The sequence below is a fragment of the Solimonas soli DSM 21787 genome (assembly GCF_000474945.1).
Classification (GTDB): domain Bacteria; phylum Pseudomonadota; class Gammaproteobacteria; order Nevskiales; family Nevskiaceae; genus Solimonas; species Solimonas soli.
Genome location: NZ_AXDW01000016.1, coordinates 17,660 through 29,171 on the forward strand (window position 1 = coordinate 17,660; position 11,512 = coordinate 29,171).

Sequence of the window (11,512 nt, forward strand, 5' to 3'; positions counted from 1 at the left end):
CGCCGGCTGGCCCGGCGGTATTTGCAGGGCGGGGCCGGCAGCCTCTTGCCCTGGCCGTGCGTCGCTGGCACAATTGCGCCCCTTTTCGTGGCCCCATTGCGTCGATGGTGGTTGCGCCGCACTTTCCCCAAGGGTTTCGTGTCATGTCGAAAGTCTGTCAGGTCACCGGCAAGCGGCCGATGGTGGGTAACACCGTCTCGCACGCCAACAACAAGCGCCGTCGCCGTTTCGAGCCGAATCTGCACACGCATCGCTTCTGGCTGGAATCGGAGAAGCGTTTCGTTTCGCTGCGCGTCTCGTCGCAGGGCATGCGCATCATCGACAAGAAGGGCGTCGACACCGTCGTCGCCGAGCTGCGTGCGCGCGGCGAAAAGGTCTGAACGGACCGGGAGCTGAGCAATGGCCAAGAAGAAGGACGTTGAGAAGATCAAGCTGGTGTCGACCGCCGACACCGGCTATTTCTATACGACGACGAAGAACCGCAAGAACACGCCGGACAAGTTCGAGTTCAAGAAGTACGATCCGGTGGCGCGCAAGCACGTCGCGTTCAAGGAAGCCAAGATCAAGTAAGCCGCGCCGGCTGCTGATCATGCAACGCCGCCTTCGGGCGGCGTTGTCGTTTGCGGCGCCCGCCTTGCGCGCAAAAAGAAAGCCGGGCGAAGCCCGGCTTTCCTGTGCGTCGCGCGACGCTCAGTGATGGTGGTGGCCGTCGTGGCGACCGTCGCGATAGCCCTCGCGGTAGGCGCGCGACGGGCCGCCGTAGTAGCGGCGACCATGGTCGACATAGACGACACGACGCTCGTAATAGGCCGGGCCGTAGCCGTAGTAGCCCGGACCATAGACGACCACCGGGCGCGGCGGCGGGGGCGGCGCATAGTAGACCGGTGCCGGCGCGACATAGACCGGCGCCGGAACGCCGAGGCCGATGCTCAGCGACACGTCGGTGTGGGCTGCGGCGGGCAGGGGCGCCAGTGCGGCCACCAGCAGGCCGGCAGCGGCGAGAGTCGTCAAGGTCTTGGTGCGGCTGTTCATGACACGGGCTCCTGAAGTCCTCCTGGGACGGCTGCCAATTTAAGCCGCGGCCCTGAACCGGTTCTGAACTGTACGAGGCGCTGCCCGGTACGCACGCCGGCCGTGTCAGGCGGGATTCAGCTTTTGCGTGTTGACTCCACTGGTCGCCGGATCGGCAGAGTTTGGCGGGGCTCGTCAATGAGGAGCCCCTTTCGCGTAGAGTTCGGCGCTCCATTCCCCCCGCCATCGCCTCGACGCGAAGGCGCGCAACCGTGGAGTTACGCCAATGAGGAGCCTGCTGCTTCCGCTCGCCCTGTGTTCGATCGCCTTGCCCGCCGCGGCACAGACGGCCGGTTCCGTCGTCCTGCAAGCCGGCTGGCTGCATGTGCAGACGCTCGACAGCAGCACGCCGCTGCATACGAACGCTTTGCTGGTCCTCGGTCGGGAGTCGAGCTTCGATTCGCCCGGCACGTCGGCGTCGATCGGCAATGCGGACACCCTGGTGCTGGCGAGTTCCTACTTCGTGACCGACCATCTGGCCATCAAGTTCGAGGGCGGCATTCCGCCGACCTTCGATCTGTACGGCAAAGGTGTGGTGCGTTCGCCGCTCCTCGGCCAGCTGATCAACGTCGATCTCGGCGCGCACAATCCGATCGCCTCGTCGCGGCAATGGAGCCCGGCGCTGCTGTTCCAGTATTACTTCCGGCATCCCGAGGCGACCTGGCGGCCGTACCTCGGTCTCGGCGTGACCTATACCTGGTTCACCAACGTCGAGCTGAGCAAGGGCTTCTATGACGATCTCAACAACGAATTCGGCAAGACGCTGGCCGTGACGAACTTGAAATCGCCGAACGGAACGCACGTGGACGCCAGGTCGTCGCCCGACTGGGCGCCGATCGTCAACGCCGGCCTGTCGTATGCCTTCAACCGGAACTGGGGGCTGTCGGCCTCGGTTTCCTACGTCGACCTGAAGACGACGTCGACGATCAACATCTTCGCCGCCGACGGCACCCGCCTGTCGCACAGCACCACGGACATCGACATCGACCCGCTGGTCACCGCCGTCGTCCTGTCGTACGTCTGGTAGGCCGGCGACAGCGAAAGGCCGGCGCGCGCGGCCGGCCTTTTCTCAGCGGCGGTGCCAGGCCACCCAGTCGCGCAGCGCGAGCAGGAACTTGCCGAGGAACTCGCGCGTCGGTTCGTGCGTGAGCCGCCCTTCCGTGTCGAAGCGCTCGTGCGCGCTGCCGATCAGCACTTCCGGCCTATTGAGGAAGCGCAGGTCGAGGTACACGCCGATCTGCCGCAGGTGATACTGCGCGCGGCCGGTGCCGACCGGGCCCATGCTCGCGCCGATGATGGCGGCCGGCTTGCCGGCGAACGGGCTCTGCGGCAGGCGCGACAGCCAGTCGATGGCGTTCTTCAGCGTGCCGGGCACCGAATAGTTGTACTCGGGCGTCGCGAACAGCAGCGCGTCGGCGGCCTGGATTCGCGCGGCGAGGCCCTGCACCACATCGGGAAAGCCTTGCGCCTGGACGTCCGCGTTGTAGAGCGGCACGTCGGCGATGCTGCCGATCTCGATCTTCATGCCGGCCGGCGCCAGCGACTGGCAGGCGCGCAGCGCGGCGCTGTTGTAGGAGCCCTGACGCAGGCTGCCCGAGAGGGCGAAGACGTTGACGGATTCCTGCATGGGCACGCTCCTGGTTCGCGAATGGTGCGGATGGGGGCCGGACCGTGGGCCGGCGTCCGTGGTGCGACAATAGCGCATCGCCCGCCGGTGCCGTGACGATGAACGCCGAGATGCTGAACGAAGACCGCCTGATCGACCTGGAAACCCGCCTCGCCTACCAGGAGGCGACGCTGCAGGATCTGAATGCCGTCGTCACCGACCAGCAGCTGCGCATCGCCGAACTGGAGACGCTGTGCCGGCAGCTGATCGACCGCGTGGCGCGACTCGGCCAGGACGTGCACAAGGGCACGGCGGCCGACGAGGTGCCACCGCACTACTGAAGCGCGCCGCGCCGCGGCCGGCTACGGCCTGCCGGCAAAGGTCTTGGCGAACCAGCGGTCGAGCATGCTTTTCTCGTAACGCAGCCAATCGTCCGAGCGCGTCAGGCCGCTGTTCATCAGGTAGCTCATGTCGCTGAGATGCGCGTCGGCATCCTGCAGCGTGCGGCCGTCCTGCTTCAGCGTGTAATGCAGGTCGATGCGCGGCCAGTCACCGTCGCGCATGATGCGCACGCGGTTGTCGCGTCCGGGGCGCGGATCGAAACGGCCGGCGAGATCGATGTCGGTGACGGTGATCTGCAGCGTCTGTCCGGCCGGCAGCCATCGGGCGCCGAGCTGCTGCAGATGCTTCTTCAGCGCGTCCAGTACCTGCGGACTGGTGCGCGAGCCGATGCCGTCGGTGCCGGCGTCGATGAACTTGTCGGGGTCCTTGAAGGTGACGAGCGTGTTCGGCGCGGCAACCGCCGGCGCGGCCTGCGCCGAGGCCGGCGGCGCCGGGGCGGCCGGTTCGGCGGCGAGCGCGCCGCCGCCGGCCAGCAGCAAGAGGAGAAGGGGAGCACCACGCATGACGGAACTCCGGCGAACGGGGGAAGCTCAGTTTGCGCGGCCGTCGCCGTCGCCGCCAGAGGGCGCGCGCAGCCCGGCAGCGAGCGCGGCGCGTTCCTCGGCGTAGGCGCGCGCGACCGCGGCGTGCAGGCCCCGATGGACGAACCAGTGCGCCGACCAGGCCAGTTCGGCGGCGAAGCCGCGCGCCAGCTTGTGCTCGCCCTGCACGCCGGCGTCGAAGCGGCGCAGGCCGCGCGCGCAGCAGCGTTCGATGCCCTGGTAGTAGCAAAGCTCGAAGTGCAGGGCGTCATAGGCGGCCTCGGCGCCCCAGTGGCGGCCGTAGAGCGTGTCGCCGTCCTCGAAGAAGAAGGCGAGCGCCGCGAGCCGCCCGTCGTGCCGCGCGAGACAGAACTGCAGGCGTTCGCCGAAGGCCCCGGCCCAGGCGCGCAGGCAGGCGAGCGTGAGATAGGGCTCCTGGCCGCGCCGCGCGTAGGTGCTCGCGTAAAGCGCGTAGACCCGCGGCCAGTCGTGCCCGGCGAGACTCGCGCCGCTGCGCCATTCGATCGTGAAGTCCGCCAGCTTGCGCCGCTCGGCGCGGATGTTCTTGCGCTTCTTGCTGTTCAGCGTGGCGAGAAAGCCGTCGAAGTCGCAGGCGCCCTGCGCATGCCAGACATAGCGCGGCTGGGCGCGCAGGATCCAGCCGTCGCTTTCGAGCAGCGCGCGCTCGTCGTCGGCGATGAACAGGATGTGCGCGCCGGAGCGGCCCTCGGCGGCCTGCGCGCGCAGGCGGCGCGCCAGCGCGAGGCGGCGCTCGTCGTCGGCGGCGAGCAGGCGCGCGCCCGGCACCGGCGTGAACGGCACGCAGGACACCAGCTTCGGGTAATAGGGCAGGCCCATCTGCTGCCACAGGCGTGCGAGCTCGAAGTCGAACACGAACTCGCCCCAGGAATGCGTCTTCTCGTAGCAGACCAGGCGCCCGTCGGCATCGTCGAGATGGCGCGGCGTCCAGCCGTTCTCCGGGCTCGCGCAGCCGCTGCGCTCGAGCGCGTCGAGGTAGGCCGGGTCGGTGAACAGCGTGGCGGATGCGGGAGTACGCACGGTGGCGGCCATTGTCGCGCAAAATGACGGCTGCATATCGTCAGCGGCCCGCGCCGTGCGGCGCGTCGCGCAACTTTCCGGAGCAGGAACATGGTCGGCAGCTTGTTTGGCGGTAGCCTCAAGGTCAGCCCGAAGGACGTCCCGGCGGCGGCCTACGATCCGCCGGAAGGCGCGGGCACGCGGCTCGCGGTGCTCGCCGGCGGCTGCTTCTGGTGCGTCGAGGCGGTCTATCGCGAACTCGACGGCGTGCTGTCGGTGACGTCCGGCTACGCCGGCGGCACGGCGGAGACCGCCGATTACAAGACCGTCTGCAGCGGCCAGACCGGGCACGCCGAGGTGATCCAGATCGCCTACGATCCGGCCCGGACCAGTTTCGGCAAGCTGCTGAAGATCTTCTTCGCCGTGGCCCACGATCCGACCCAGCTGAATCGCCAGGGCAACGACGTCGGCACGCAGTACCGCTCCGCCATCTTCTACGCGGACGATCAGCAGAAGGACGTCGCCGAGCGCTACATCGCGCAGCTCGACGCGGCGGGCGTGTACCGGGCGCGGATCGTCACCCGGCTCGAACCGCTGCAGGACTTCTTCGTCGCCGAGGGCTATCACCAGAACTATGCCGCGCTGCATCCGGACCAGCCGTACATCGCCGCCGTGGCGCTGCCGAAGGTCGACAAGCTGCGCGCCTATTTCGGCGAGGACCTCAAGGCCTGAAGACACCGGCGCGGCGCGATTCGTCGGCTGCGTCACAGTCGCGCGCGCGTTTAAGGTTTCTTTACGGATTTCTTAATCAAGAAATAAGAACGCCGCCGCCGCCGCTTCCCTACAGTGCCGGTCATCCGGAGCGCCGCTCCGAACCCCATTCATCCATCAGGGAAACGACGATGCACGACAGCAGCAACGACAGCCAGGCGCGGCCGCGCCACGACCTCTACGCGGTCATCCACAAGGGCCTGCGCGCGATGATGAACGAAGTCCTGACCGCCGCCGGCCGCTGCGACTGGAGCGACGGCGCCGAATGCGCCCGCACGCTCGCCGCGGTGCGCGAGCTCGCCGACTTCTGCGCCGGACACCTGGCGCACGAAAATCGGTTCGTGCACCCGGCGATGGAGGCGCGCGCGCCGATGACCTCGCTCGCCGCCGCGCACGAGCATGTCGAGCACGAGGCGGCGATCAAGCGCCTGCGCGGCCAGGCCGCGCTCGTCGAAGTGCTCAACGGCGCGGCGCGCGTCGAAGCCGGCGAGGCGCTGTATCGCGGCCTCGCGGTGTTCGTCGGCGAGAACTTCGTCCACATGAACGACGAGGAAACGCGCCACAACGCCGTGCTGTGGGCGCTGTACAGCGACGCTGAGCTCGAGGCGCTGCACGGCGCGCTGGTCGCCTCGCTGACGCCGGACGAGATGCGCATGGCAATGCGCTGGATGCTGCCGAACGCCAGCCACGCCGAGCGCGTCGGCCTGCTCGAAGGCATGCGCGCGAACGCGCCGGCGCCGGTCTTCGAAGCGACGCTGGCGATGCTGCGCGGGCTGCTCGGTGCCGGCGACTGGAACAAGCTCGCCGCCGCCTTGCGGCTCGACACCCTGGCGGCCGCCGCCTGAGCGGTGGGCGCGTGGTCGTCGCGGCCGCCGTCAGGCCGCGGCGGACCGCGCGATCTCGGCGAGCCGCACCGGGCGGCTGACGCACAGGCGGAAACGGCCGCGTCCGGTCTTCTCGATGCGCAGGCTGTCGCTGCGTTCGGCCAGGCGCCGGCTCAGCAGCACGAGGCGCGCTTCGAGATTGTCGGCGACGTCCGGCAGGCGCAGCGTCGGGTCGAGGCGCAGTTCGCGATTGCTGAACTCGTCGCGACCCTCGCGCTGGCGCAGGTCGAGCAGGCGCCAGAGAATCGCGCCGGCCACGCCCTTGATCAGGTAATCCTCGTCGAGGAACACGCTGTCATCCTCGGCGTAGCGGCGCACCAGCAGCGGCGTGCCGCTCTCGTCGCGCGGCGCCGCGGCGGTCTGCACGGGCCGCGGATCGTCGGTCTCGTCCTGCGCCGCCTGCGCCTGTTCGAGGGCGAGGCCGAGCTGCGCGGCGAGCGCGCTCAGCGCGTCCTCGTCGTCGTAGCCGAAGCGTCGCTGCTGCGGACTTTCCGCATACAGCACGCCGCGCACTTCGCCGCCGTGCACGATCGGCACCGCGAGCTGGCTTTCCGCATCGGGCAGGCCCGGCACGGCGATTTCGGCGCGCGGCGGCGCGGCCAGGCCGCTCAGCTCGGTGGCGGCGCGCACGTAGCGGTAGTCGGAGGTCGCGTAGTTGATGCGGATGGCGATGTTCTGTGCGGCGGCGACGCCGATGATGCCGTCGCCGAGGGCGATTTCCGAGCCGATCCCGGAATCCGCGTAGCCGCGGCTGGCGACGACGTAGAGGCGGCTCTGCGCCGGTTCGAGCATCAGCAGCAGCGCGTGGTGGATGCCGAAATGGCGGTCGAGCGCATCGAGCGCGGCGTCGAGCAGGGCTTCGAAGCCGCCGCCGCAGGCGGCGATCGCGCAGGAGGCGGCGCGCAGCGCGGCGAGCGGCTTGCGCTGCGGCGGCTTGGGCAGCGGCGTGATGCCGGCGACCGGCTCGATCGCGCGCACGCGGTAGACATCGGCGCCGCGCAGGCGGAACACCGCGGTCATGCCGGTGAACGACGCAATGCCGGCGAGGCGCGCCTTCATGCGCTCGAACAGCGGGCCTTCGGATTCGGTGCGCAGGTAGTCGAGCGTCAGGCGATAGCTGGCGCCGGTCGTCGATTCCGTCGCGTACAGCAGCGCTTCGCGGCGGGCGAGCACGTTGTCGCGCGTCTTGTTGAAGAACTGGAAGCTCAGCGCGAGATGTTCGGCGTCGACGTATTCGGCGTGCGACACGTAGGTGACGTTCGGCGTGCCGTCCGCCGCGACGGTGGCGATCGCGCAGGGGATCGTGCTGTCGAGGCAGTCGCGCACGGCGTCGAGATCGAGCGTCATGGCCGCTCACCGATGCGCTGGCCGGCCTGTGGCCCGGGCGTCTGCTCGAACACGGCGGCCGGCGCGAAGGCGAGCGCCGCCAGCGCATCCGGCGCGGCGCGGAACATGGCGTCGATCAGCGGCGCGCCGAAGCCGAGCGCCGCGATCATCTCGGTGAAGGCATCGACCTGCGCCCGCACCCGCGCCCCGGCATCGGCCGGCAGGGCGACGCGCGTCGCGCGGCCCTTGAGCTGCAGGGTCTGGTGCGTGGGCGGCGAGGTGAAGACCACCGCCAGCTCGCCGCGCGGCTCGACGTCGCGCAGCACCGGCGCCGCCTGGTCGCGATGCAGCAGCAGCAGGATGCCGCGGCGGTCATCCGTCACGCGCGCGCCGATGGCGCGCGCCAGCGACGGCCGTCGCGCCGCATCGCGGCTGGCGACGAAGATCGAACGCGGTCCCTGAATGAATTCGGCCTGCGCGGCCGACAGCGTCGCGGCGTGTTCCCCCATGCCGGGATGATAGCGCCGCCTGGGCGCTCAGCGCTGCTCCAGCAGCTTCCTGAGCGTTTTCTCGAAGTCCTTGCCGAGCAGCTCGGTCGGCTTGGCGTTGTTCCACTCGATCATGGCGCTGAGCCAGGTGTTGGACTCGGCCTTGAAGTCGGCGGTTCTCTCGACATAGGCGTGCGACAGATGGCTGAGCGTCAGGCGCAGCTCGATGCGGTCGGGTCTGCCGGTCCAGCCGGTGTTGTAGTCCTCGAACGCGAGAATCTGCGGTTCGAGCATCAGTTCGGCCTGCTGATTCTCGCAGGCGGCGCGCACGTCGCTGTCCATCGTGACCTCGACCGTGTTGCGGCCGAGCGTCTTCAGCGTCGCGATCACCTTGTCGGCGACCTCGCGCCCGCTGTTGACGTAGAGGATGCCGTTGGACGTGGCGTCGGGCTGCACGATGACGCAGACCGGCGCGGCGGCGTCGGCCGCGGCGATGGTGCCCTTCGAGGCCGCGGTCTGCGAGATGGGAACCGCGATGCAAGCGGTAAGCGCGACCGCGCTGATGAGGACCAGAGCGTTCTTCATGCGATGGATGGCTGGAGTCGGAGCCCCTTGCACGCTACACCGCCCGCCCGGCAATGTCGATGCGGCACCGCCCTGCGCCGCCGCCCGCCGCCCGCGCGGCGCTCAGGCGGAGCGACGCCCGAAGAGCACGCGCAGGCGCAGCTCGAGGCGATCGAGGAAGGCGGCGAAGCCGCGCGATTCGCCGGCGATCAGCGCGGCGCCGGCCGCCGCGATCAGCGTGCCGGGACCGGGCGCCGGCATCAGCACGATGCCGAGCGCGACCGTCAGCACGCCGCCCGCCAGGCGCAGCGCGCCGGCCCAGGCGTGCCGCCGCCCTTCGCGGCGCCGCGCGTGGTAGCGCGAGAAGCGCTCTCCCGCCGGCGCGGAGCGCAGGAAGCGCCAGCTGTCCCTGAGCGCGCCGAGCACGCGCGCCTCAGCCGGCCAGCGTGGCGATGTCGAGCACGAAGCGGTATTTCACGTCGCTCTTCAGCATGCGCTCGTAGGCTTCGTTGATCTTCTGCATCGGGATCAGTTCGATGTCGGAGACGATGCCGCGCTCGGCGCAGAAGTCGAGCATTTCCTGCGTTTCGGCGATGCCGCCGATCAGCGAGCCGCCGAGCTTGCGCCGCGAGAAGATCAGGTGCTGGAACTGCAGGGTCGGCGGCGTGTCCGGCACGCCGATCAGCGTCATCGTGCCGTCGCGCCTGAGCAGGCCCAGATAGGCGTTGATGTCGTGCGGCGCCGAGACGGTGTCGATGATGAAATCGAAGCTGCGCGCGTGGCGATTCATCTCGTCCTTGTTCTTGGAGATCACCACGTCGCTGGCGCCGAGGCGCCGCGCGTCCGCTTCCTTGCCGGGCGACGTCGTGAACAGCACGACCTCGGCGCCGAAGGCGTGCGCGAACTTCAGCGCCATGTGGCCGAGGCCGCCGAGACCGACGACGCCGACTTTCTGGCCCGGCCCGACTTTCCAGTGGCGCAGCGGCGAGTACGTGGTGATGCCGGCGCAGAGCAGCGGCGCGGTGGCGGCGAGATCGAGCCTGGGCGAGATGCGCAGCACGAAGGCTTCGTCGACGACGATGTGGTTCGAGTAGCCGCCGTAGGTCGGCTGCCTGGTGTCGCGCTCGCGGCCGTTGTAGGTGCCGGTGAAACCCTGTTCGCAATACTGTTCGAGGCCGTCGCGGCAGCTCGCGCAGCTGCGGCAGGAATCGACCATGCAGCCGACGCCGGCGAGGTCGCCGGCCTTGAACTGCCGGACCTGCGCGCCGACCTCGATCACGCGGCCGACGATCTCGTGGCCCGGCACCATCGGGAAGATGCCGTGACCCCATTCGTCGCGCACCTGATGCAGGTCCGAATGGCAGACGCCGCAGTAGGCGATCTCGATGCGCACGTCGCGCGGTCCGGTGGCGCGGCGCTCGAAGGTGAACGGCACCAGCGGCGCCTTGGCGATTTCGGCGGCATAGCCGAGGGCAGCGGTCATGGAAGGCTCCTGAGCGGAAGATGGCAGGCCCGCATGATGCCGCACCATGATGAACGCCGGGAAAATCGCGGCGGATCGGGCAAGGGCGGGCCGCGTTCGGGTCAGCGCGGCAGGCCGCGCCCGGCGGCCGCTACGCGCTCAGGCCCGCCGCGTGGCCGGAGGCCCAGGCCCACTGGAAGTTGTAGCCGCCGAGCCAGCCGCTCATGTCGACCACCTCGCCGATGAAATAGAGGCCCGCGATCTTGCGCGATTCCATGGTCGCCGACGACAGCTCGCGGGTGTCGACGCCGCCGAGCGTGACCTCGGCGGTGCGGTAGCCCTCGGTGCCGCTGGCGACGATCGGCCAGTCATGCAGGCGCGCGGCCATGTCCTTGAGCTGCCTGGCGCTGAACTGCTTCAGCGGCCGGCTCGTCAGCCAGCGCTCGCAGAGCCGCTGCGCGAGGCGCGCCGGCAGCACGCCGGCCAGCGCCGTGCGCAGCTCGGCATTCGGGTGCAGGCGCTGCTGCTCGCCGAGGTAGTCGAATGCGTCGAGCCCCGGCAGCCAGTCGACGCGCAGCGCGTCGCGCAGGTTCCAGTACGAGGAAATCTGCAGGATCGCCGGGCCCGACAGGCCGCGATGCGTGAACAGCAGGCGGTTGCGGAAGGCCGTGGCCTTGACGCGCGCCTCGACCGGCAGCGCCACGCCGGCGAGCTCGGCGAAGTCCTCGAGCGGCGTGCCGGACAGGGTCAGCGGCACCAGGCCGGCGCGGGTCGGCAGCACCGTGTGGCCGAACTGCCGCGCCAGCTGGTAGCCGTAGCCGCTGGCGCCGAGGCTCGGGATCGACAGGCCGCCGCTGGCGACGACCAGCGAGTCGCAGCGCAAGGCGCCGAGCGTGGTGCTCGCCAGGCGGAAGCCCGGGTCGCCGCGCTCGACGCGTTCGATGCCGCACCCGACCTCGATGCGCACGCCGGCGGCGGCGCATTCGTCGAGCAGCAGGCGCACGATCTGCTTCGAGGAGTCGGCGCAGAACAGCTGGCCCAGCTCCTTTTCGTGATACGCGATGCCGTGGCGCTCGACGAGGGCGATGAAATCGGCCGGCTGGTAGCGCGCCAGCGCCGACTTGCAGAAGTGCGGATTCGCCGAGAGATAGTGCCGCGCGGAGACGTCGAGATTGGTGAAGTTGCAGCGGCCGCCGCCCGACATGAGGATCTTCTTGCCGACCCGGTTCGCATGCTCGATGACGAGCACGCGCCGACCGCGCAGGCCGGCGACCCGCGCGCACATCAGACCGGCGGCACCGCCGCCGACGATGATGACGTCGTACTGCATGTGTTCAGTGGTCCATGGCCGCGGCGCCACGGCTTGCGCCCGGAGCGTC

16 protein-coding genes are annotated in these 11,512 nt (G+C 69.6%); 6 read left to right on the forward strand and 10 right to left on the reverse strand.

What is annotated here, in order from left to right:
* Window positions 1-143: 143 nt before the first annotated feature.
* Together rpmB and rpmG are read left to right on the forward strand one after the other, a co-directional pair.
* Window positions 144-380, forward strand: coding sequence for a 50S ribosomal protein L28 (gene rpmB, locus K344_RS0108930; protein ID WP_028080381.1), 237 nt, complete (start codon window positions 144-146; stop codon window positions 378-380).
* Window positions 381-399: 19 nt separating this feature from the next.
* The gene (gene rpmG, locus K344_RS0108935; protein ID WP_020648996.1) at window positions 400-570 is read left to right on the forward strand and encodes a 50S ribosomal protein L33; all 171 of its coding nucleotides are present in this window, start codon (window positions 400-402) and stop codon (window positions 568-570) included.
* Between the two features lie 120 nt (window positions 571-690).
* Here rpmG and K344_RS0108940 read toward each other — a convergent pair whose 3' ends face one another.
* A complete protein-coding gene (locus K344_RS0108940) occupies window positions 691-1,032 on the reverse strand; it encodes a hypothetical protein (RefSeq protein ID WP_051362058.1) in 342 nt (113 codons plus the stop codon).
* A gap of 265 nt (window positions 1,033-1,297) precedes the next feature.
* Between K344_RS0108940 and K344_RS0108945 the strand changes: the two genes are divergently transcribed.
* Window positions 1,298-2,098, forward strand: coding sequence for an OmpW/AlkL family protein (locus K344_RS0108945; protein WP_028080383.1), 801 nt, complete (start codon window positions 1,298-1,300; stop codon window positions 2,096-2,098).
* 42 nt (window positions 2,099-2,140) lie between these two features.
* Here K344_RS0108945 and K344_RS0108950 read toward each other — a convergent pair whose 3' ends face one another.
* On the reverse strand, window positions 2,141-2,698 hold the full coding sequence (locus K344_RS0108950; protein WP_028080384.1) for an NADPH-dependent FMN reductase: 558 nt from the start codon (window positions 2,696-2,698) through the stop codon (window positions 2,141-2,143).
* A 98-nt stretch (window positions 2,699-2,796) separates the two neighbouring features.
* Here K344_RS0108950 and K344_RS0108955 point away from each other — a divergent pair, with 98 nt between their 5' ends.
* Window positions 2,797-3,018, forward strand: a complete 222-nt coding sequence (locus K344_RS0108955; protein WP_211234507.1) for a SlyX family protein — start codon at window positions 2,797-2,799, stop codon at window positions 3,016-3,018.
* 21 nt (window positions 3,019-3,039) lie between these two features.
* Here the strand turns inward: K344_RS0108955 and K344_RS20935 are convergent, their stop codons facing one another.
* Both K344_RS20935 and K344_RS20940 read right to left on the reverse strand, forming a co-directional pair.
* Window positions 3,040-3,582 carry a DUF3016 domain-containing protein gene (locus tag K344_RS20935; RefSeq protein WP_084197194.1) on the reverse strand — a complete coding sequence of 181 codons (543 nt, stop codon included), beginning with the start codon at window positions 3,580-3,582 and terminating at the stop codon, window positions 3,040-3,042.
* A 27-nt stretch (window positions 3,583-3,609) separates the two neighbouring features.
* Window positions 3,610-4,659 carry a GNAT family N-acetyltransferase gene (locus tag K344_RS20940; protein WP_169729276.1) on the reverse strand — a complete coding sequence of 350 codons (1,050 nt, stop codon included), beginning with the start codon at window positions 4,657-4,659 and terminating at the stop codon, window positions 3,610-3,612.
* 90 nt (window positions 4,660-4,749) lie between these two features.
* Between K344_RS20940 and msrA the strand changes: the two genes are divergently transcribed.
* Both msrA and K344_RS0108975 read left to right on the forward strand, forming a co-directional pair.
* Window positions 4,750-5,370 (forward strand): peptide-methionine (S)-S-oxide reductase MsrA, encoded by a 621-nt coding sequence (msrA, locus tag K344_RS0108970; RefSeq protein ID WP_028080386.1) that lies wholly within the window; start codon window positions 4,750-4,752, stop codon window positions 5,368-5,370.
* A 170-nt stretch (window positions 5,371-5,540) separates the two neighbouring features.
* Window positions 5,541-6,254 carry a hemerythrin domain-containing protein gene (locus K344_RS0108975; protein ID WP_028080387.1) on the forward strand — a complete coding sequence of 238 codons (714 nt, stop codon included), beginning with the start codon at window positions 5,541-5,543 and terminating at the stop codon, window positions 6,252-6,254.
* A gap of 30 nt (window positions 6,255-6,284) precedes the next feature.
* Here K344_RS0108975 and K344_RS0108980 read toward each other — a convergent pair whose 3' ends face one another.
* The 6 genes from K344_RS0108980 to K344_RS0109005 form a co-directional block, all read right to left on the reverse strand.
* On the reverse strand, window positions 6,285-7,640 hold the full coding sequence (locus K344_RS0108980; protein WP_028080388.1) for a GAF domain-containing protein: 1,356 nt from the start codon (window positions 7,638-7,640) through the stop codon (window positions 6,285-6,287).
* A complete protein-coding gene (locus K344_RS20945) occupies window positions 7,637-8,128 on the reverse strand; it encodes a pyridoxamine 5'-phosphate oxidase family protein (RefSeq protein WP_043114167.1) in 492 nt (163 codons plus the stop codon). The genes K344_RS0108980 and K344_RS20945 overlap by 4 nt, the downstream gene beginning before the upstream one ends.
* A gap of 27 nt (window positions 8,129-8,155) precedes the next feature.
* Window positions 8,156-8,692 carry a hypothetical protein gene (locus K344_RS0108990; RefSeq protein ID WP_028080389.1) on the reverse strand — a complete coding sequence of 179 codons (537 nt, stop codon included), beginning with the start codon at window positions 8,690-8,692 and terminating at the stop codon, window positions 8,156-8,158.
* A 102-nt stretch (window positions 8,693-8,794) separates the two neighbouring features.
* Entirely contained in the window at window positions 8,795-9,097 is a 303-nt protein-coding gene (locus K344_RS0108995; protein ID WP_028080390.1) for a hypothetical protein, read from the reverse strand.
* 7 nt (window positions 9,098-9,104) lie between these two features.
* Window positions 9,105-10,154 carry an NAD(P)-dependent alcohol dehydrogenase gene (locus tag K344_RS0109000; RefSeq protein ID WP_028080391.1) on the reverse strand — a complete coding sequence of 350 codons (1,050 nt, stop codon included), beginning with the start codon at window positions 10,152-10,154 and terminating at the stop codon, window positions 9,105-9,107.
* Between the two features lie 130 nt (window positions 10,155-10,284).
* On the reverse strand, window positions 10,285-11,463 hold the full coding sequence (locus K344_RS0109005) for a BaiN/RdsA family NAD(P)/FAD-dependent oxidoreductase (protein WP_028080392.1): 1,179 nt from the start codon (window positions 11,461-11,463) through the stop codon (window positions 10,285-10,287).
* Between the last annotated feature and the right edge of the window lie 49 nt (window positions 11,464-11,512).

What these genes read in the sequence shown, in the direction of transcription:
- rpmB (WP_028080381.1), top strand. Translation starts at nt 144, where the DNA reads ATGTCGAAAGTCTGTCAGGTCACCGGCAAGCGGCCGATGGTGGGTAAC.
- K344_RS0108940 (WP_051362058.1), bottom strand. Translation starts at nt 1,032, where the DNA reads ATGAACAGCCGCACCAAGACCTTGACGACTCTCGCCGCTGCCGGCCTG.
- K344_RS0109000 (WP_028080391.1), bottom strand. Translation starts at nt 10,154, where the DNA reads ATGACCGCTGCCCTCGGCTATGCCGCCGAAATCGCCAAGGCGCCGCTG.
- rpmG (WP_020648996.1), top strand. Translation starts at nt 400, where the DNA reads ATGGCCAAGAAGAAGGACGTTGAGAAGATCAAGCTGGTGTCGACCGCC.
- K344_RS0108975 (WP_028080387.1), top strand. Translation starts at nt 5,541, where the DNA reads ATGCACGACAGCAGCAACGACAGCCAGGCGCGGCCGCGCCACGACCTC.
- K344_RS0109005 (WP_028080392.1), bottom strand. Translation starts at nt 11,463, where the DNA reads ATGCAGTACGACGTCATCATCGTCGGCGGCGGTGCCGCCGGTCTGATG.
- K344_RS0108945 (WP_028080383.1), top strand. Translation starts at nt 1,298, where the DNA reads ATGAGGAGCCTGCTGCTTCCGCTCGCCCTGTGTTCGATCGCCTTGCCC.
- msrA (WP_028080386.1), top strand. Translation starts at nt 4,750, where the DNA reads ATGGTCGGCAGCTTGTTTGGCGGTAGCCTCAAGGTCAGCCCGAAGGAC.
- K344_RS0108980 (WP_028080388.1), bottom strand. Translation starts at nt 7,640, where the DNA reads ATGACGCTCGATCTCGACGCCGTGCGCGACTGCCTCGACAGCACGATC.
- K344_RS20935 (WP_084197194.1), bottom strand. Translation starts at nt 3,582, where the DNA reads ATGCGTGGTGCTCCCCTTCTCCTCTTGCTGCTGGCCGGCGGCGGCGCG.
- K344_RS0108955 (WP_211234507.1), top strand. Translation starts at nt 2,797, where the DNA reads ATGAACGCCGAGATGCTGAACGAAGACCGCCTGATCGACCTGGAAACC.
- K344_RS0108990 (WP_028080389.1), bottom strand. Translation starts at nt 8,692, where the DNA reads ATGAAGAACGCTCTGGTCCTCATCAGCGCGGTCGCGCTTACCGCTTGC.
- K344_RS0108950 (WP_028080384.1), bottom strand. Translation starts at nt 2,698, where the DNA reads ATGCAGGAATCCGTCAACGTCTTCGCCCTCTCGGGCAGCCTGCGTCAG.
- K344_RS20945 (WP_043114167.1), bottom strand. Translation starts at nt 8,128, where the DNA reads ATGGGGGAACACGCCGCGACGCTGTCGGCCGCGCAGGCCGAATTCATT.